Source organism: Kribbella sancticallisti, assembly GCF_039530625.1.
In the GTDB taxonomy this organism is placed as follows: domain Bacteria; phylum Actinomycetota; class Actinomycetes; order Propionibacteriales; family Kribbellaceae; genus Kribbella; species Kribbella sancticallisti.
In genome coordinates this window covers 43,118-60,616 of the sequence record NZ_BAAAOS010000038.1, presented here as the reverse complement: position 1 = coordinate 60,616, position 17,499 = coordinate 43,118, and the positions used below count along the sequence as shown (strand labels likewise).

The 17,499-nt window shown below is 70.1% G+C and carries 17 protein-coding genes; 5 read left to right on the top strand and 12 right to left on the bottom strand.

The window, feature by feature from the left end; genetic code table 11:
* Window positions 1-66 precede the first annotated feature (66 nt).
* Entirely contained in the window at window positions 67-3,159 is a 3,093-nt protein-coding gene (locus ABD255_RS26310) for an ATP-binding protein (RefSeq protein ID WP_344218516.1), read from the top strand.
* On the opposite strand, the gene ABD255_RS26305 is transcribed toward ABD255_RS26310, so the two are convergent.
* Entirely contained in the window at window positions 3,149-3,280 is a 132-nt protein-coding gene (locus ABD255_RS26305) for a hypothetical protein (protein WP_344218515.1), read from the bottom strand. The genes ABD255_RS26310 and ABD255_RS26305 overlap by 11 nt on opposite strands.
* Between ABD255_RS26305 and ABD255_RS43865 the strand changes: the two genes are divergently transcribed.
* Entirely contained in the window at window positions 3,269-3,673 is a 405-nt protein-coding gene (locus tag ABD255_RS43865) for a TetR/AcrR family transcriptional regulator (protein WP_425554534.1), read from the top strand. The genes ABD255_RS26305 and ABD255_RS43865 overlap by 12 nt on opposite strands.
* A gap of 61 nt (window positions 3,674-3,734) precedes the next feature.
* On the opposite strand, the gene ABD255_RS26295 is transcribed toward ABD255_RS43865, so the two are convergent.
* From ABD255_RS26295 to ABD255_RS26280, 4 genes are all read right to left on the bottom strand, one after another.
* The gene (locus tag ABD255_RS26295) at window positions 3,735-5,201 is read right to left on the bottom strand and encodes an LCP family protein (protein WP_344218511.1); all 1,467 of its coding nucleotides are present in this window, start codon (window positions 5,199-5,201) and stop codon (window positions 3,735-3,737) included.
* A 363-nt stretch (window positions 5,202-5,564) separates the two neighbouring features.
* Window positions 5,565-5,831, bottom strand: a complete 267-nt coding sequence (locus ABD255_RS26290; RefSeq protein WP_344218509.1) for a hypothetical protein — start codon at window positions 5,829-5,831, stop codon at window positions 5,565-5,567.
* A gap of 49 nt (window positions 5,832-5,880) precedes the next feature.
* Entirely contained in the window at window positions 5,881-6,675 is a 795-nt protein-coding gene (locus ABD255_RS26285; protein WP_344218507.1) for an ABC transporter permease, read from the bottom strand.
* On the bottom strand, window positions 6,672-7,625 hold the full coding sequence (locus ABD255_RS26280; RefSeq protein ID WP_344218505.1) for an ATP-binding cassette domain-containing protein: 954 nt from the start codon (window positions 7,623-7,625) through the stop codon (window positions 6,672-6,674). The genes ABD255_RS26285 and ABD255_RS26280 overlap by 4 nt, the downstream gene beginning before the upstream one ends.
* 108 nt (window positions 7,626-7,733) lie before the next feature.
* Between ABD255_RS26280 and ABD255_RS26275 the strand changes: the two genes are divergently transcribed.
* The gene (locus tag ABD255_RS26275; RefSeq protein WP_344218503.1) at window positions 7,734-8,507 is read left to right on the top strand and encodes a TetR/AcrR family transcriptional regulator; all 774 of its coding nucleotides are present in this window, start codon (window positions 7,734-7,736) and stop codon (window positions 8,505-8,507) included.
* 3 nt (window positions 8,508-8,510) lie between these two features.
* Here ABD255_RS26275 and ABD255_RS26270 read toward each other — a convergent pair whose 3' ends face one another.
* From ABD255_RS26270 to ABD255_RS26260, 3 genes are all read right to left on the bottom strand, one after another.
* Window positions 8,511-9,185 (bottom strand): SDR family NAD(P)-dependent oxidoreductase, encoded by a 675-nt coding sequence (locus ABD255_RS26270; protein WP_344218501.1) that lies wholly within the window; start codon window positions 9,183-9,185, stop codon window positions 8,511-8,513.
* 53 nt (window positions 9,186-9,238) lie between these two features.
* Window positions 9,239-10,120, bottom strand: coding sequence for a magnesium transporter CorA family protein (locus ABD255_RS26265; protein WP_344218499.1), 882 nt, complete (start codon window positions 10,118-10,120; stop codon window positions 9,239-9,241).
* A 250-nt stretch (window positions 10,121-10,370) separates the two neighbouring features.
* Window positions 10,371-11,000: an HD domain-containing protein gene (locus tag ABD255_RS26260; RefSeq protein WP_344218497.1), complete on the bottom strand. Its 630-nt coding sequence runs from the start codon at window positions 10,998-11,000 to the stop codon at window positions 10,371-10,373.
* A 105-nt stretch (window positions 11,001-11,105) separates the two neighbouring features.
* Between ABD255_RS26260 and ABD255_RS26255 the strand changes: the two genes are divergently transcribed.
* Window positions 11,106-12,113 (top strand): GlxA family transcriptional regulator, encoded by a 1,008-nt coding sequence (locus ABD255_RS26255; protein ID WP_344218495.1) that lies wholly within the window; start codon window positions 11,106-11,108, stop codon window positions 12,111-12,113.
* An 87-nt stretch (window positions 12,114-12,200) separates the two neighbouring features.
* On the opposite strand, the gene ABD255_RS26250 is transcribed toward ABD255_RS26255, so the two are convergent.
* The gene (locus tag ABD255_RS26250; protein ID WP_344218493.1) at window positions 12,201-12,791 is read right to left on the bottom strand and encodes a TIGR03086 family metal-binding protein; all 591 of its coding nucleotides are present in this window, start codon (window positions 12,789-12,791) and stop codon (window positions 12,201-12,203) included.
* 176 nt (window positions 12,792-12,967) lie between these two features.
* Here ABD255_RS26250 and ABD255_RS26245 point away from each other — a divergent pair, with 176 nt between their 5' ends.
* Window positions 12,968-13,543, top strand: coding sequence for an HhH-GPD-type base excision DNA repair protein (locus ABD255_RS26245; protein ID WP_344218491.1), 576 nt, complete (start codon window positions 12,968-12,970; stop codon window positions 13,541-13,543).
* A gap of 6 nt (window positions 13,544-13,549) precedes the next feature.
* Here the strand turns inward: ABD255_RS26245 and ABD255_RS26240 are convergent, their stop codons facing one another.
* The 3 genes from ABD255_RS26240 to ABD255_RS26230 are packed head-to-tail and all read right to left on the bottom strand — an operon-like array spanning window position 13,550 to window position 17,455.
* A complete protein-coding gene (locus ABD255_RS26240) occupies window positions 13,550-15,646 on the bottom strand; it encodes an iron ABC transporter permease (protein ID WP_344218489.1) in 2,097 nt (698 codons plus the stop codon).
* Complete coding sequence (locus ABD255_RS26235; protein WP_344218487.1) at window positions 15,643-16,617, bottom strand: ABC transporter substrate-binding protein; 975 nt, start codon at window positions 16,615-16,617, stop codon at window positions 15,643-15,645. Before ABD255_RS26235 ends, ABD255_RS26240 begins: the two co-directional genes overlap by 4 nt.
* 16 nt (window positions 16,618-16,633) lie before the next feature.
* On the bottom strand, window positions 16,634-17,455 hold the full coding sequence (locus tag ABD255_RS26230; RefSeq protein ID WP_344218485.1) for an ABC transporter ATP-binding protein: 822 nt from the start codon (window positions 17,453-17,455) through the stop codon (window positions 16,634-16,636).
* Between the last annotated feature and the right edge of the window lie 44 nt (window positions 17,456-17,499).

Here is a 17,499-nt window from a genome sequence, read left to right as displayed (position 1 = left end):
TCCGCTGTCGGTCCGGAGCTACCCGGCTGTCGGCCTGCGGTCCGGGGCGTCGGTAGCGTGGGCGGCATGCGCTTCGGGGTACTCGGTCCAGTCGCCGCCTGGACCGATGCCGGTGAGCCGGTGCGGATCCCCGAACTGAAGGTCCGGGCCGTCCTCGCCGACCTGCTCGTCCACCTCAACCAACCGGTCTCGGCCGACCGCCTCACCGACCACCTGTACTCCGACGCACCCCCCGCGCGCCCGGGTGGCGCCCTCCAACTGAAGGTGTCGCGCCTCCGCAAGGCACTCGACGAGGCGGAACCGGGCGCCCGCTCCCTCGTCGTCTCCAAGTCGCCCGGCTATCTCTTGTCCGCCGAGTCCGAGTCGGTGGACGCCGAGCTGTTCCAGTCCCTCGTACGCCGTGCGCAGGCGGCGGCTGACCCCCGCGATCGGGCCCGGCTCCTGGCGGACGCGCTCAGGCTGTGGCGCGGTCCGGCGTACGCGGACTTCGCGGACGAGCCGTTTACGCGCTCGGCGATCGTGCGGCTGGAAGAGGAACGTCTGGTCGCGCTGGAGGAACAGGCCGAGGCCCGACTCGACCTGGGCGAGCACCACCTGCTCGTCGGGGAACTGGGCGACCTCGTCACGCAGTACCCGCTGCGGCAGCGGTTGCGGGCGGCGTACCTGACTGCTCTCTACAGGTCCGGACGGCACGGCGATGCCCTCGACAGCTACGAGGAGCTGCGCCGGCAGTTGGCTGACGAACTCGGCCTGGATCCGGCGCCGGAACTGGTCGCCCTGCAAACCGCGATCCTCCGTCAGGACCCCGAACTGACAGCGGTCGAGCGAGAGCCAGTCGCCGCCTCGAACCTGCCGGTGCCGCTCACCGAACTGATCGGCCGCGAGAGCGCCGTGCGGGAAGTCCGCAAACTGCTGACTACCAACCGCCTCCTCACTTTGGTCGGCCACGGCGGCGTCGGCAAGACCCGCCTCGCCCTCGCCGCGGCCGAGGGACTTGCTGACGCCGCGGATGGTGGGCCGGCGGATGGGGTGTGGCTGGTTGAGCTGGCCGCGCTCGATCGCTCGGCCGACTCTGGAGCTGTTGCCGGCGCCGCGCTCGCCGTGCTCGGCATCCGCGAGCAGTCGCACGCCGCAAGCCGGTTCAACGCTCACCCGACCAAGCTGTTGGTAGATGCTCTCCGCAACAAGCAACTGCTGCTTGCCTTTGACAACTGCGAGCATGTTGTCGCCGCGGTCGCCGAGCTCGTCGACCGGTTGTTGCGGGAGGCACCGGAGCTGCAGGTGCTGGCGACGAGTCAGGAGGCGCTCGGCGTTCCTGGCGAGGTGGTCTGGGCGGTACCGCCGCTCGAGCTGCCGTCGGGTGACGCTCAGGCCGAGCTCGCTGGTTCGAGCGCGGTGCGGCTGTTCCTCGCCCGGGCTGGACTGGACCTCGAGCCCGGCAACGCCGCCGCGGTAGTGGCGATCTGCCGAGGACTGGACGGCATCCCCCTCGCCCTCGAACTGGCGGCCGCGCGAGTCCGTGCCCTTGGCGTTCACGAACTGGCCGCGCGACTGGACGATCGCCTTCAGCTGCTGAGCTCCGGTCGCCGTACCGGGCCGGCCCGCCAGCAGACCCTCCGCGCGATGATCGCCTGGAGCTGGGAATTGCTCGCCCCACAAGACCAGGCCGTACTGCGACGGCTGTCGGCGTACGCGGACAGCTTCACCCTGGAGTCGGCACAGGTGGTTGCCAACAGCAATGACCTGACCGTCCTCGCGCTGGTGGATCGCTCGCTGATCGCACCCGTCGAGGTGCGCGCCGGACGACGCTACCGGCTGCTGGAATCGGTTCGCGCGTACGCCGCCGAGCAACTCGCCGACGAGACGCAGGAGGTCCGGCACCGGCATCTCCAGTACTACGCCGACCTCGTGGAGCGTGCCGAGCCTCACCTGCACGGCGCCAACCAGCGCACTTGGCTGGATCGCCTGGACCAGGAGGCCGGCGAGCTACGCCACGCGCTTGAGTACGCAGTACAGGTTGGCGACGCGGAGTACGCGCTGCGTCTGGTCGACGGTTTGGTCTGGTATTGGTTCCTCCGGGGCCGCTTGACCGAGGCCCGCCGGGCGGTCGCCGCCGCGCTCTCCTTGACGACCGCCTCGCCGCTCCGGCAGTCCGCGCTCGCGTGGGCGACCAGCCTGACGCTGCTCCGCGGCGACTCCCCCGGTGACGACGTGCGCGACGTGGCGGCGGCGGTTCGGGACCGGATCGGTACTCCGGAGAAGCGGGCGCGAGTGATCTGGGCCCTGGCCTTCGCGAATCGTGGTTTCGGCGATCCGGCGACCACGGACGACCTGGTCGACCTGGCGCTGAGCGAACTGCGCGCGGTGGACGACCGCTGGGGTGTCGCCGCGGCCCTGAACCTGCGCGCCACACTGCATCGATCCCGCAGCGAACTCGCCGACGCCGAACGCGACGCCCGCGAGGCGGAGGACCTCTTCCGGGAGCTCGGCGATCGCTGGGGATTGCTCAAGGCAACCAGTACGCTCGCCGAGCTGGCGGAGATCGACGGCGACTACGACCGCGCCGGCCAGTTGCACCGCACCGGACTCCGGCTGGCGGAGGAACTAGAACTGTGGTCGGAGGTGTCGTTCAAGCTCTCCGGGCTGGGCCGGATCGCCTTGCTGACAGGCGATCTCAGCACCTCGGCCGAGCTGCACGCCCAAGCCCTGCAGTTGGCGGCAGACCAGTTGGACCAGGTGGCGCAGGAGTTCGCCGAGATCGGGCTGGCGTTGACCGCCCGCCGGCAAGGTCGCCTCGACGCCGCCGAGAACCATCTGAGCCGCTGGCTGTCCTGGCTGGACCGCGTCGACGGCGAACCAGGACTCGCGCTCGTCCTCGCCGAACTCGGCTTCATCGCCGAACTCCGCGGCGACCCCGAGACCGCCCTAGCCCGGCACCTGGAGAGCCAAGCCGCCGCCAAACGCATCGGCGACCCACGCGCCGTCGCTCTCGCTTTGGAAGGTCAGGCCGGCGCCCACTCATTAGCCGGCCGCCTCGACGAAGCTCGTCAACTCCTGGCCGCGGCCGCTGCCTTGCGTACGTCGGTCGGCGCGCCGCTGCCGCCCGCCGAGAGCGCCGACCTCATCCGGATCGGCAACCGCCTCGGCATCAACGAGTAAGAACTGCGGACGTCAGGCCGTACAGGCGAGCCGCGTCGCCGGCGTCGAACATCGGCAGCCCGGGGTCGACTGGTTCGTCGATGGCTCGGAGGATGAGGCGTTCGGCGGGCTGGTCGTCCATCACCTCGTACTACCGGCCGGGCCCGTCGAGGAACTCCCCGCGAAGCTGCTCCAGCAACTCGTCTTCGAGGACTGGGCGGAGTACGCGGGTGAGCATCCGTTGATCGCGATGCTTCGGTCGGCCGGGCATGAGGACATGCGCGACCGGGTCCGCCAGCAGGTCTGCGACGGCTATCTGGGAGTTCTCCAGGAACTTGCTGAGGGCAACGATGATGCCGATCTCCGGACCGAGCTCTTCGCCGCGTGGCTGCTGGGCATCGGCATCCTCCGCACCGCCGTGGGCACCCCGACGCTCGCGAAAGCGACCGCCGAAGACATCGCTCCCCATCTCGCAGCCGTAGGCGAAGCCCTCTTCGGCCGCCCCATCCCCATCCCCGTCCCCGAAACCGACTGACTGGCCTGGCCCGGTTGGCGGGCTGGTCCCTTCCCCCGTCCCCAGCGCCGACCGGCTGGGGTCAGTTCCCGGGCTGGTTGGCCTGGGGGTTGTAGGCGCAGGCGTCTTCGAGGTTCTCCACGGGCGACGGCGGAGTGGTGGCCTTGCCGGTGGTGGCGGGCTTGCCGGAGGGTGCGGGCTGCGCGGGCTTGGTGATGACCGGCGCGGTCGGCTCCACGGGCTCGGCCTCCAGAGCCTGTTCCACGGTTTCGCGCAGGGCCTCGTAGTCCGGGTGCAGATACTTCAGCTTCAACTTCGCAACGTCGAGAGACACGTTCGACACCGTCCCCGACTTCACTTTCAGAGCCAGCTGGACCAGCGCCGGCAGCAACTCCTGCGGGATGTCCGTCCGGAGCAACTGCCGCCCCGCCTTCGCGATCGCCCGGTACTTCGTCACGAGCGTCGCCGGGTCCGCCGCGTCCACCATTCCCTGGATCGCGCAGCGCTGGCGGATCTGCCGCTGGTCGTCGTCGGCGCCGTACCGGCCGCGGGCGAACCAGAGCGCGTGGCGTCCGTCGAGGTGCTGGTTCGGGCCGGGCTCGATCCACTCGTTCGGCGGGATGTGCGCGCTGCTGATCCCGCCCATCGCGACGCGCTCGTTCACGTTGACGGTGATGCCGCCGAGCGCGTCCACCAGTTCGGAGAAGCCCTCGAGGTTGACCTGCAGGTAGTAGTCGAGCCGCAGCCCGATCGCCTCGCCGACGGACTGCTTCAGCACGTCGGCGCCCTCGTTGTCGGACGGGCCGAGGATGCCGGGGTGTGCCGCGGGGATGTTCTGGTACATCGCGGTGAGCATCCACTCCAGCCGGCCCTCGAGGCTGAGCCCTTCCCTGCCGTAGCCGTTCGGGTAGAACTTGTGCAGCGGCGAGTCCTTCGGGAACGGCATGAAGGTGAGCTGCCGCGGCAGCGAGACGAGCTGGGTGTCGCCGGTCCTGGTGTCGATGCTCGCGACGATCACAGTGTCGGTGCGGACGCCGACCCGGGTCTTGGCGTCGTCGCCGCCGAGCAGCAGGAGGTTCAGCCGCGGCCGGTCCTCCCACGGGTCCTTCACGTTGACCGTCTTCGGCCGGGTCGCGCTCTGGCTGTCGCCCTGGGAGACGAACACGTCCTGCACCAGGTCACGATGTGCCAGCACGTCCTGTACGGCGACCGCGGCCGGCGCGGCGACCGCGAAGCTGAGCACGGCGACGAGGAGGGCCCGTGCGGCGCGCACGGAGGGTCTATTCGTTGCCGGGCGCAACAAACGATGGGTTCCGAGGATGACGGCGATCCAGAGCACCGCGATCGCCGCGATCGCGATGCTGGTCGCCAGCAACCGGTTCGGCACCACCGCAGCCGCCAGTACTTCGTCCCGGCGGGTCAGCCCGACGTACACCCCGAGGCCGACCAGGGCCAGCCACAACGTCAACACCAACGCGCCGAGGCGCCGGCGGCCCCCCAGCACCAGCCCCAGCCCAGGCAGCACCGCGCCCAGTACGGTGAAGCCCATCGACCGCACCACACTCCGCGGTCGTCTGGCTCTCGCGCCGCGCCCCTGACCGTCCCGCCCTCCGGGCGGAGTTGTGGCTTCGGGAGCCTCGTTCCGCCGTCTCGCGGGGTCGGCGTCGCCGTCCTGCCCGTCGGCGGAGGTGTTTTCGGGCGTGGTGGACGTCGGTTCGGCGCGGTTTGCGCGGGAACGGCGTCCCATGACTCCCCCTGTCAAAGCCCGAGGTACACGCGGCAAGTACCCAGGCCGCACACCTCTTCAGACGTCGGACGTGCCCAATCGGTTTACCTCACTTACCGGTTTACCTCACCACTGGTAACAACCGTGAGGAAATGTTCACCACTGGTTCACCCAGTGACCAATTGCTCACCGGAAGTCGACCTGGCCCTGCGGCACTCGGGACGGGTCCAGCGGGCGGAGCAGGCCGGCCGCGAACCACGCTTCGACGGACTTGGCTTCCTTGGGGTTCGGCACGTAGACCACCCGCGCCATCCAGTCGTCGGAGTTGGACCGCCGCCACTCCAGGATCAGCCCGGGCCACGGACCCCGCTCGTGCGCCGTACCGAGGACCCAGCAGTGCCGCCGCCGGTGATCCGGCGGCGGCTCCCGCGGGTACCGCCTGTTGCTCCCCATGCACCAAGCATCGCACACCAGTTCGATTACAACGCAAGCCGCAGACTGCTCAGCGGGACGTATTCCGGAACCGGATCGCGGACAGTGGCAGGAAGATCGCGATCAGTACCAGCGGCCACACGATCGCCCCGAGCAGCGCGTGCTCGCCGATCCACGACCCGGCCACCGCGCCCGGATTCCCGAACAGACTCCGGGCCGCCGTCGCCGTCGACGACAGCGGGTTCCACTGCGCGACCGCCCCCAGCCAGTCCGGCATCGTGGCGGTCGCCACGAAGGCGCTGGACAGGAAGCCGACCGGCCAGACCAGCACCTGCACGGCCACGATGCTCTGTGCGTTCTTCACCACCAGCCCGATGTAGATCCCGGCCCACAGCAGCGCGAACCGGAGCAGCAGCAGAAGCCCGAACGCCCCCAGCGCGGCCCCGAAACTGCCGTGCCAGCGCCAGCCGAGCGCGAGCCCGCTCGCCACCAGCACCGCCAGCGTCACCACCGAGTCGAGCATGTCCGCGATGCAGCGCCCGAGCACCACCGCGACCGAACTCATCGGCAGCGACCGGAAGCGGTCGGTGACTCCCTTGGCCGCGTCCGTCGTGACCGCGGTCATCGTGCCTTCGAGCCCGAACAGCATCGCCAGCGCGAAGATCCCCGGCACCAGCAGTTCGTAGTACGAGTCGCCGCCGGGGACGACCATCGCGCCGCCCAGCAACGCCCCGAACATCAGCAGCATCAGCACCGGGAAGAACCAGGCGAAGATCACCGGCCCGGGCTGCATCCGCCAGTGCACCAGATCGCGCCGGGCGATCGTCCAGCCGTCGGCCAGCGCCCAGCCGAGTCGCGCCGTCATGCCGGCACCCCCGTCCCGGTCAGGTGCAGGAAGACCTCGTCCAGGGTCGGTCTGCGCAAGGTGATGTCCTCCGGTTCGATCTTTGCCTCATGCAACGAGGTCGCCACCTCCACCAGCGCCCGGGTCCGGTCCTTGACCGGGATGCTGACCCGCAACTCGTCGACGCGGACCTCGCCGTCGGCGAGCCGCTCCACCAGCGAGAGCACCCGCGGCAGGTCCGCGGGATCGGTCAGCACCAGGTCGAGCCAGTCCGCTCCCAATTGCGCCTTCAACGAGTCCGGCGTGCCCTCCGCCACGACCTTGCCTTCCTTGAGCATCGAAATCCGGTCTGCCAACTGATCAGCCTCCTCCAGGTACTGCGTGGTCAGGAGCACGGTGGTGCCCCCGGCAACCAAGTCCCGTACCGCGCCCCACACCTCCAGCCGTCCCGCCGGATCCAGCCCGGTGGTCGGCTCGTCGACGAAGAGCACCGCGGGGGCGACCACCAGGCTCGCGGCCAGGTCGAGCCGCCGTCGCATCCCGCCGGAGTACTTCGCCGCCGGCTGGTCCGCCGCACTCGCCAGCGAGAACCGCTCGAGCAACTCGTCGGCCCGGCGTACGGCGGCCGGGTGGGACAGGTGGTTCAACCGGGCGAACATCACCAGGTTCTGCCGGCCGGTGAGGATCTCGTCGACGGCCGCGAGCTGCCCGACCAGGCCGATCCTGCTGCGCACCTCCCGCGCCTGCCGGCCGACGTCGTACCCGGCGATGGTCACCTGTCCCGAATCCATCCTGAGCAAGGTCGCCAGGATCCGCACCGCCGTCGTCTTGCCGGCGCCGTTCGGCCCGAGCAGGCCGACCACGGTGCCCGCCGTCACCTCCAGGTCGAAGCCGTTCAAGCCGGCACCCTCGACTCCTCCGGCGTAGTTCTTCCGCACGTCGTTCGCCACGATCACGCGTTCCGCTGTCACGTCCACCCCTTGCATCGGTCACTGCCTCGCCGTTTCCCGTAGAGTGTACCGTACACCGTACGGCTCAGGTACGATCGAGTCACCGACGACCGGCTGGAGTTTGTTCCCGTGACTGCGAAGAAGTCCGCCGCGCCCGATCCGGCGCGGAGTCTCGCGCTGCTGTGGGGCAGCCACACCAAGCCGGGACGGTCCGGGCTGACCGTGCGCGCGATCGTCGACACCGCGATCGAACTGGCCGACGCCAGCGGGCTGGAGGCCGTCTCGATGCGGCTGGTCGCCGAGCAACTCAAGGTCGGCACGATGTCGCTCTACACCCACGTGCCCGGCAAGGGCGAGCTGACTGACCTGATGTTCGACACCGCGTACTCCGCCCTGTACGCCGACGTCGACGAACCGTCCCGGCAATCCGGCGGCTGGCGCGGCGCGCTCGAGTTCATCGCCCGGCGCAACTGGGAGGTGCTGATGAAGCACCCGTGGCTCCATGAGGTGCCGGCCGCCCGGTCGGCGCTGGGCCCGAACATCACCCTCAAGTACGAGGCCGAATTGCGGCCGCTCGACGGGCTGGGCCTGACCGACGTGGAGATGGACTCGAGCCTCGGCTTGGTCGTCACGCATGTCGGGGCAACCGCCCGGGCGGCCGCCGAACACCTGCGCACCCAGCGCGAGTCAGGCCTGAGCGATCAGGAGTGGTGGCTGGAGACCGGCCCGCTGCTCGACCACTACATGGCCGGCCTCACCGAGCGCTTCCCGACCGCCGGACGAGTCGGCACGTCGACGGGTGAGCACTTCCAGGCTGCGATGGACGCCGACCACTCGCTCGCGTTCGGCCTGACCAGGATCCTGGACGGGATCGCCCTGCTGATCGACGAGCGGGAGAACTAGACCTCAGACCGGGATGCGGGCCCGGCTGATGCCGTCGTTCTCGACCAGGAAACGCACCACGGTCGCGATCCGGGACGGTGGCGTCCAGTTGCTGGTGTCGGCCTTCGGCATCGCCTGCCGGGTGGCCGGGGTGTCGATGGTGCCGGGCAGGATCGTGTTCACCCGGATGTGGTCCTTGGCGTACTCGACCGCCAGCGCGTCGGCGAAGGCGAGCACGCCGGCCTTCGCGCTGATGTAGCCGGCCGCGCCGGAGAACGGCTTCAGCGCCGAGCCGCTCGACGTACAGACGATCGATCCGCCGCCGGCGGCCAGCAGGTGCGGGAGGACCGCCTGGGTGATCAGGTACGTCGGGCGCAGGTTGAGCGTGAGCTGCTTCTCGAAGTCCTCGATGGGGGTCTCGTGCACCCGGGCGCCGGAGGCGAATCCACCGACCAGGTTGACCAGTGCTCGTACCGGCGCTGCCTCGTCCGCAGCCGCGAGCTCGGCGACCTGTTGCGCGCCGGCCGGATCGGTGAGGTCGGCCACCACTGTGTGCAGTGCCCGGTGGGATCCGAGTTCATCCAGCGATCGATCGCTGCGTCCGGGCACCACCACGCGCCACCCGGCGGCGAGAAAGTCGGCGGTCACCGCAGACCCGAGCCCACCCGTGCCACCAGCGACAACCACAGTCCCAGTCATCCCCGCAGCCTAATCGGCATCCATCAGCCAGCAGGCACCGTCCGCATCGACGGTCAGTCCGGAAGGGCCAGCGTGCGGCCGGCGTCGCGGGCGGATTCGATGCTGCGGGACAGAGTGTCGCGCAGGCTCGCGGCCTCGTCGGCGAAGCCCTGGACGACTGAGGTGTCGCCGGCCGGCTCGGTGCGGGCGAGGAGTTCGATGTAGCGGTCGCCGTCCTCCAATGCCGCCTCGGCGCGGAGAGCGGCGTCGGCCGAGCGAACCCTCTCGGCGTACCGCTCGAGCAGTTCGACCTTGCGCTCGATCGCGTCGACCGATCGGCTCAGTGCCCGCCGCTGCGGTCCCAGTACGGCGTCGAGCTCGGCGGTCGCCATGCCGCGAGCCACCTCGTGCTGGCGGGCGCGGAGTACGGATTGTTCGTGCAGGACCTGGCCGAGGTCCCAGAGCTGTTCGGGCAGGACCAGGTCGTTCTTGACGTCGTCGAGCAGGCCGCGCCAGGTGACTGTTGCCTCCAGCACCGTTTTCACCGCGCGCTGGGCCCGCGTCAGCATCCGGCCCGCTTCGGCGTCGAAGTCCTCGGCGAGCAGGTACTTGCCGTGGTACCGCCGAGCCGCCTTGTGCCCACGGTCCTCGACCGCGGACCGGACCGCGACCGCTCCGGTGGCGACGACGGCGACCGCCGCCAGCACCAGCGAGGCCCACGCGGCGACGGCCGTCGGCAGCGTCATCGCGAAGATGATCAGCGCCAGGATCCAGCCGCCGACGCAGACCGCCAGCCAGACGAGCAGGGAACCGAAAGTGCCGGCGGGTTCGACCGACCACGAGGTCTGCCGCTTGGGCTTCGGTTGGCCGGCGGGCACGAACAGGTCCGGTCTCCGCTCGAACAGCCGACGCACTTCTTTCGGCACGTCAGGCGCGAACACCGGTTCCGGGCCCATCGACACCTCCTCAACTGTCCGACACTCAGCGTAGCGGCGCGCGTTCCCGGCGTACCAGCGGGAGATGCGGGCGTACGTCGAGCAGCGGATGGAGTTGCCGCCGGGCGGGATCAACATGGCGATGACCTCCGCGGGGATCTGGGCACGGAAGCGTCGACCTGGGTGATGGACGTCCCGGCCGTTCCGCGGCGTACTGGCCAGGCCGCCGCGGTTCAGCCGGACGCGATCGAACTGAAGCCCTACTCGCAGATCACTCCGGCCACTCCGAGTCGAGGATGACGTCGACGAAGTTGGTCCGCTGGAAGCCCGGGACGAAGCGGTCCAGGACGTCGGCCTTGACGTTGCCGAAGGTGGTCGCGGGCCGGTGCTCGATGCCCTCGGTGAACGCGCGCAGGATGCGGTTCTTGAAGTCCGGCCGCGGGTGCGCGGCGACCACCTCGGCGCGGGTGCTCGCCGGGATGGCGTCGAGGCCGAGACCGAGCACGTCTGCCTCGACACCGGCCGTCACCAGCGCGATCTCGGGCGCCAGGTGCTGCGGGATCTCGGGCGTGGTGTGCAGCGCGATCGCCGTCCAGACCAGCCGCGCCTGGTCGTCGGCGATGCCGTGCGTCCGGAGGAAGTCGGCGGCCGCGTCGGCGCCGTCGATCTCGAACCGCTGCACCGAGTCGCGGTAACCGGCGGTCAGGCCGAGGTCGTGGAACAACGCGCCGACGTAGAGCAGTTCGGGCTCGTACTTCAGGTCCTGCCCGCGCAGCGAACCGAACAGGAACACCCGGCGGGAATGGTCGTAGATCAGGTCGTCGGTGACGTCACGGACCAGCTCGGTCGCCTCGGTGGCGAGCTTGCTGTCCGGGATCTCGATGCCTGCGATGCTGGACATTGCTTCCTCCTCTTGGTCGGCTTCCAGCCTCGCCCTCCGGCCCGTACTGCGGTCGGCGTGTTCCGGACGCGTCTCCCTCCGATCCGGACACCGCATACTCGTGGAGTGCCCGATGTGCTCGTGGTCGTCTACGACGGAGTTCGGCTGCTCGACGTGACCGGGCCGCTGGAGGTGTTCGCCGTCGCCAACGAGCAGGGCGGCGAATACCGGTCGCGGCTGGCCTCGCCGGACGGCCGCGACGTGGTGGCGAACACGGGGACCCGGCTCGGGGTGGACCTCAGCCTGTCGTCGGCGGACGCGCGCGGCGCGACCCTCGTCGTACCGGGTGGGCCGAACTGGCTGCACACGATCAGCGATGCCGGCCTGCTCGACGAGATCCGCCGCCTGTCCGGCCAGTCGTCCCGTACTGCGTCCGTCTGCGCGGGCGCCTTCGCGCTGGCCGCGGCCGGGTTGCTCGACGGGCGGCGGGCCACCACCCACTGGGAGCTGGCCGAGCAGCTGGCCCGGCGGTTCCCGCTGGTCGAGGTGGACAGCGACGCGATCTTCGTCCAGGACGGAACGGTGATCACGTCGGCCGGGGTGACGTCGGGGATCGACCTCGCGCTGGCCCTGGTCGAGAAGGACCTCGGCGCGGAGACGGCGCGGCTGGTCGCCAAGCAGATGGTGGTGTTCCTGCAGCGGCCGGGCGGGCAGTCGCAGTTCAGCGTCCGGCTGAGCGCGGGCCAGGCGCGGCACGAGCTGGTCCGGAAGGTGCTGGACGCGATCACGTCCGACCCGGCCGGCGACCACAGCCTGGACGTACTGGCGTCCCGAGCCGGCGTCAGCACTCGGCACCTGACCCGGCTGTTCCACGAGGAGGTCGGCACTACTCCGGCCCGCTTCGTCGAGAAGGTCCGGGTCGAGGCCGCTCAGCTCTTACTGGAGGCAACCGCCGATCCGCTGGACGTGATCGCCCGCCAGGTCGGCCTCGGCTCGCCCGAGACCCTCCGCCGCGCCTTCACCCGAGTCCTCAACACCACCCCCGGCACCTACCGGGCCCGCTTCCACACGACTGGGGTCACCAGCGATCCCAGTGCGGCACCTCGTCGCGGGGAACCCGTTTCGCCGGCTTGAAGCCCGTGCCCAGGGTGAAGGCCAGCGGGATGAAGGCGGCGAGCATGACATCGTCGTACGGACGTCACGATCACCCTGGCGTGGTCCCTAGTCGAGCGGGGAGATCCAGTCGGGGTTGCGGCCGAGCAGGGCGAGCAGGGTGGCGAGGTCGGAGGCGTCGCCGGGGATTTTCACGCTGCGCTCGAAGGCAGCACCGGGGCCGCGGGTCGAGTCGGTGTCGGGGATCCGCCGGGCCAGGCCGAGCGCCATCTCGACCATGTCGCTCGGCGGGTCGTACGGGACGTCGATCGCCCGGGCCACGTCCCAGGCGTGGACGACGCAGTCCAGTTGGCGGAAGGTGAGCGCGACCCGGCGCGGGAAGGTGCCGAACTCGCGGACCTCCATCGGCCGGTCCAGCGCGCCGCCGTCGGCGAAGGCCTCGGCGACCCGCACGTTGGAGCGTCGGTAGGCCCCTGCGGGGTTGTCGCCGAGCCGCCCGCCGGTCCACACCTGAACCGGGGCCGTGCCGTCGATCGCGGCCGCGGCGAACCCCTCGTTCTCGCTGACGATGTGCCGCAGCAGCCCGCGAACCGTCCAGTCCGGACAGGGTGTGGGGAACCACAGGTGCTCCGGCCGCACCTGCATGACCACTTCGCCGAGTAATGCGCCGGCCCGCCGATCCAGATCCCGGATGTCCATCCGCGCTCCTCCACGTCGCCCTGCCCTCGCCGAGCATAGGCCGGTAACTCCCGACCCGCCCGCCTTTCGGCGTAGATCACCTCGGCCGCACGGGATAACCCGCAACCGGACCGTTCAGCCGATATCGCGGTGGCCCAGGACGCCACCTGGTCCGGTGGTGGGAGACAATCGGCAGCATGGGCTTCCAGATCGCGAATGAACCGGCCGCCGACGAGGTTCTCGATCAGTATCCGTTCGCCGTCGTGGTCGGCATGATGCTCGACCAGCAGTACGGCATGGAGCATGCCTTCCGGGGCGGCTGGAAGGTGCTGAGCCGGTTCGGCAACCTCGACCCGGCGGCCATCGCCGCGGCCGACCCGGAGGAGTTCAGGGAACTCTGCAGCACGCCACCGGCGATCCACCGGTTCCCCGGCTCGATGTCGGCCCGGCTGCAGGAACTCGCCGCTCTCGTCGAGACCCGGTACGACGGCGACGTGACCCGGCTGTGGACCGAGCCGGCCACCGGCAAGGAACTGTTCAACCGAGTGCAGGAACTGCCCGGCTTCGGCAAGCAGAAGGCGCAGATCTTCGTCGCCCTGCTGGCCAAGCAACTCGGCGTCCGGCCACCCGGATGGGAGGCCGTGGCCGGGGACTACGCACTCGACGGCTACCGGTCGGTGGCGGACGTGGTGGACGCGGACTCCCTCCTCAAGGTCCGCGAGTTCAAGCAGGCGAAGAAGGCCGCGGCCAAGGCGGCGAAGTCCGCCACCTGACCGCTCTCACAACTTCGTGGTGCGCGTCCGCCAGAGCAGGTAGACGAAGTACGGTGCTCCGATCAGCGCGGTCAGCAGGCCGGCCGGGATCTGTGCGGGCGCCAGCACCGTGCGGCCGATGCTGTCCGCGATGCTGACCAGTACTGCGCCGAGCAGCGCCGCGACCGGCAGCAGGCGCGCGTGCCGACCGCCTACCAACGCGCGGGCGGCGTGCGGAGCGACCAGGCCGACGAAGCCGACCACGCCGATCGCCGACACGGCGGCTGCCGTCATCAGGGCCGCGCAGAGCAGCGCGACCAGCCGAGTGCGCTCCAGCCGTACGCCGAGGATTCGCGGTACGTCGTCGTCCAGCGACAGCAGGTCCATCTCCTGGCGGGCGAGCACGATCACCGGGGTGAGCACCAGCAGCGCGAGGGCCACCGGGACCACCTGCGGCAGGGTCCGTCCGTAGGTGCTGCCGGACAGCCACGTCATCGCCAGGCTGATGTTCCACGGATCGGTGTAGACGATGACGAACGTGATGATCGCGGTCGTCGCCGACGAGACGCCGACCCCGATCAGCACCAACCGGTCCGAACTGAGCCCACCCCTCCAGGAGACCAGATAGACCAGGGCGAAGGTGGCCAGCGCGGCCGCCGCGGCGACGCCCGACAGCAGCCAGATCCCGGCCGTCGGCACCGCCATCAAGACGATCACCGCGCCGACGCCGGCACCGCCGGTGATGCCGAGGATGCCCGGCTCCGCCAGCGGGTTGCGGCAGACCGCCTGCACCGTGGCACCCGCGATCGCGAGCGCCGCGCCGCAGAGCACGGCCGACAGGACGCGGGGGAAGCGCTGGTCGAGGACGAAGGTGATCGCCCGGCCGGAGCGGCCGTTGATCCAGTTCACGATGTCGCCGGTGCGCAGGAAGGCGTCACCCGCGAGCATCGCGAACACCAGTGCCCCGACGAGCAGAACCGCCAGGGAAACCACGACGATCCAGAAGGTGCGGAGGCTCCGCAAACCCGATCCGGTGCCACCTGAAGCCTGCCGGCTCGGTCCGGAGTCGCGGTACCGGCGGGCCAGCCAGACGAGCACGATCGCGCCGACGAGCATGGTCATGATGCCGGTCGGGATCTCCACCCCGGCCTGACCGCCCAGGATCGCCCGCAGTACGACGTCGGCGCAGAGCACGACCAGGATTCCGGACAGGCCCGAGAGCGGCAGGAGCACCCGGTGCCGCATCAGCCCGGGCACCAACGGAGCGATCAGCCGGACCAGTACCGGCGCGACCAGGCCGACGAATCCCACCGGGCCGGCAAGGGTGACCGCCGCGGCCGACAGCAGCACGGTCACCAGCGTGATCCACACTCGGGTCCGGCGAACCCGGACGCCGAGCACCGCCGCGGTGTCATCGCCCAGGGCGAGGATGTCCAGCTTGGCGGCCAGCGCCATCGCGCCGATGATGCCGATGGCAACGATCGGCGCCATCTGCTGGACGGCGTTCAGATCGGTCTGGACCAGCGTCCCGCTCCCCCACGCGAACGTGCCGATGGTCTCCTCGCGGAACAGCAGCAGCAACAACGTCGTCAGCCCGGCCAGCGCCATCGCGACCGCCGACCCGGCCAGGATCAACCGGGTCGGGCCGGACGTTCCACCCGACGACAGAGCCAGCACCAGTACTGCGGCCGCCAGCCCACCGAGGAACGCGACACCGCCCGCCGGGAGCACCGGCAGCGGAATCCCGAACGCCGCGACCACCACGACGGCCAGATAGGCGCCCGCGTTCACGCCGAGCGTGTCCGGCGAGGCCAACGGGTTCCGGGCCAGCGACTGAAGGCCCGCGCCGGCGACTCCCAGTGCCAGGCCGACGAGTACTCCGGCCAGCAGCCGGGGTAGCCGCGACGCGACGAGCACGTTCGCGGAGTTGTCGGTGCCCTGGCCGATCGCCAGCCGGAGCAGGTCCCCGGCGTTCACCGAGGACGTGCCCTGGGTCAGGTGTACCGCGGCCAGCACCACCACCGCGGCCAGCGCGATGACGAACACCCCCGCCACGCGCACCCGGCGTACGGGCTCCAGGGGCGCGGTGGCGACGTCGGGCCGCGGAGCGGTCAGCTGGGTCAAGAGGTGACTGCCTGCACCGTCGCGTCGATGAACTGCTCGGTCGACTTCGGGCCGCCGAACATCCAGATGCCGTCGGCCAGCCGGTGCACGTTGCCGTTCTTCACGAACGGCAGGTTTTTCCAGATCGCGTTCTTGGCCAGGTCGCCGCCGAACACGTCACCGCCGTCGGTGCTGGAGGCGATGTAGAGGAACTCGCCGTCCTTCAGCTTGGCCAGGCCCTCGATGTCGGTCTGGGCCAGGCCGTAGTCCGGGTCGCCGGCGGCGGTCCAGGCGTTCTTCAGGCCCAACTCGTCGGCGACCGCGCCGAGCAGCGAGCCGGAGGTGAACATCCGGATCGAGATCGTGCTGCCCTGCTTGTAGCCGTCGGCCATCGTGTACGACGCCCCGGCCTTGCCCGCGTCGGCGATCTTCTGCTTGCCCTCGGCAAGTTTCTTGTCGAAGTCGGCGAGCAGCGTCTTGGCCTGGTCGGTCTTGCCGACCGCCTGCGCGACGAGTTCCAGGTTCGTCCTCATCTGCGGGATCGCGTTCTTCGCGTCCGCGCCGCGGACGACCAGCACCGGCGCAGCCTTCTCCATCTGCGCGATGGTGCTGGCGGACTCGTCGGTGGTGGTGATGATCAGATCGGGGTTGAGCGCGACGATCGCGTCGACGCTCGACTCACCGCGGGTGCCGACGTCCTTGACCGACGGATCGAGCTTGGCGGCACTCACCCAGGTCGTGTAGCCCTTGGTGTCCGCGACGCCGACCGGCATCACGCCGAGGGTGATGAGGTTCTCGACCACACCCCACTCCAGCCCGACGACCTTGACGGCGGGCGCCTTCAGGTCGATCTGCTTCTTCCGCGCGTCGGTGACCGAGACCGGCTGCGCGGCGGCCGAACTGTCGGCCTCCGGGGTGATGTTCTCGCTGCTCCCGCAGGCGGTGAGCACTAGCGCCAGAGCAGCGGCGGCCAGAGCGGTGACTCGTCTCATCAGAACCTCGAGTTTTTCAGGTGTTTTGAAGGGTGGGTCGTTGCAGGTGCTTGCCGACCGGCTGGGTGCTCAGCAGGCCGGTCGCGGGATCGGTGCTGACCTCGATCCGGATCCCGTAGGTCTCGGACAACGCGTCCGCTTCCAGTACTTCGGCCGGGGTGCCCGCCGCGCGGACCCGGCCCCGGTCCAGCAGCGCGATCCGGTCCGCCACCGCGGCGGCCTGGTTCAGGTCGTGCAGCACCACCCCGACGGCCACGCCGTGGTCGTCGGCAAGGTCGCGCATCAGGTCGAGGATCTCGATCTGGTAGCGCAGGTCGAGGAAGGTGGTCGGCTCGTCGAGCAGCAGGACGCCGGTGTCCTGCGCCAGACAGGTGGCGAGCCAGACCCGCTGGAGCTCACCACCGGACAGTTCGTCGACGGCCCGCTCGGCCATCGCGCTGACGCCGGTGACGTCCATCGCGTGCGTGATCGCGCGGTTGCCGTCCGGGTCGTCGTGGCGCCAGCGCCCGCGGTACGGGTGCCGGCCGTAGCCGACGACATCGCGGACGCTGACACCGTTCGGCGTCGGCCGCGACTGTGAGAGCAGAGTCACCCGCCGGGCGAAGTCCTTCGACGACAGATCGAGCGCGGACTCCCCGTCCGGGAAGCTGATCTCCCCCGCCTCGGGCTTGTGCAACCGCGCGAGCGCACGCAGCAGCGTGGACTTCCCGCTACCGTTCGGCCCAACCAGCGCGGTGACACTGGCCGCCGCGATCTCGAGCGACGCCCCGTCCACCACCTGCTTGCCGTGATAGCCAAGATGAAGCCCCACACCCGCCAGCCCCACAGACTCCCGCATGGCGGAAGGATAGCCTCACCTAACCTGACATGTCAGCTTTCACT

Bases quoted from the DNA above. Each gene is read 5' to 3' on its own strand.
- ABD255_RS26310 (WP_344218516.1), top strand. From the start codon at position 67: ATGCGCTTCGGGGTACTCGGTCCAGTCGCCGCCTGGACCGATGCCGGT.
- ABD255_RS26305 (WP_344218515.1), bottom strand. From the start codon at position 3,280: ATGGACGACCAGCCCGCCGAACGCCTCATCCTCCGAGCCATCGACGAA.
- ABD255_RS26295 (WP_344218511.1), bottom strand. From the start codon at position 5,201: ATGGGCTTCACCGTACTGGGCGCGGTGCTGCCTGGGCTGGGGCTGGTG.
- ABD255_RS26290 (WP_344218509.1), bottom strand. From the start codon at position 5,831: ATGGGGAGCAACAGGCGGTACCCGCGGGAGCCGCCGCCGGATCACCGG.
- ABD255_RS26285 (WP_344218507.1), bottom strand. From the start codon at position 6,675: ATGACGGCGCGACTCGGCTGGGCGCTGGCCGACGGCTGGACGATCGCC.
- ABD255_RS26270 (WP_344218501.1), bottom strand. From the start codon at position 9,185: ATGACTGGGACTGTGGTTGTCGCTGGTGGCACGGGTGGGCTCGGGTCT.
- ABD255_RS26265 (WP_344218499.1), bottom strand. From the start codon at position 10,120: ATGGGCCCGGAACCGGTGTTCGCGCCTGACGTGCCGAAAGAAGTGCGT.
- ABD255_RS26260 (WP_344218497.1), bottom strand. From the start codon at position 11,000: ATGTCCAGCATCGCAGGCATCGAGATCCCGGACAGCAAGCTCGCCACC.
- ABD255_RS26250 (WP_344218493.1), bottom strand. From the start codon at position 12,791: ATGGACATCCGGGATCTGGATCGGCGGGCCGGCGCATTACTCGGCGAA.
- ABD255_RS26245 (WP_344218491.1), top strand. From the start codon at position 12,968: ATGGGCTTCCAGATCGCGAATGAACCGGCCGCCGACGAGGTTCTCGAT.
- ABD255_RS26235 (WP_344218487.1), bottom strand. From the start codon at position 16,617: ATGAGACGAGTCACCGCTCTGGCCGCCGCTGCTCTGGCGCTAGTGCTC.
- ABD255_RS26230 (WP_344218485.1), bottom strand. From the start codon at position 17,455: ATGCGGGAGTCTGTGGGGCTGGCGGGTGTGGGGCTTCATCTTGGCTAT.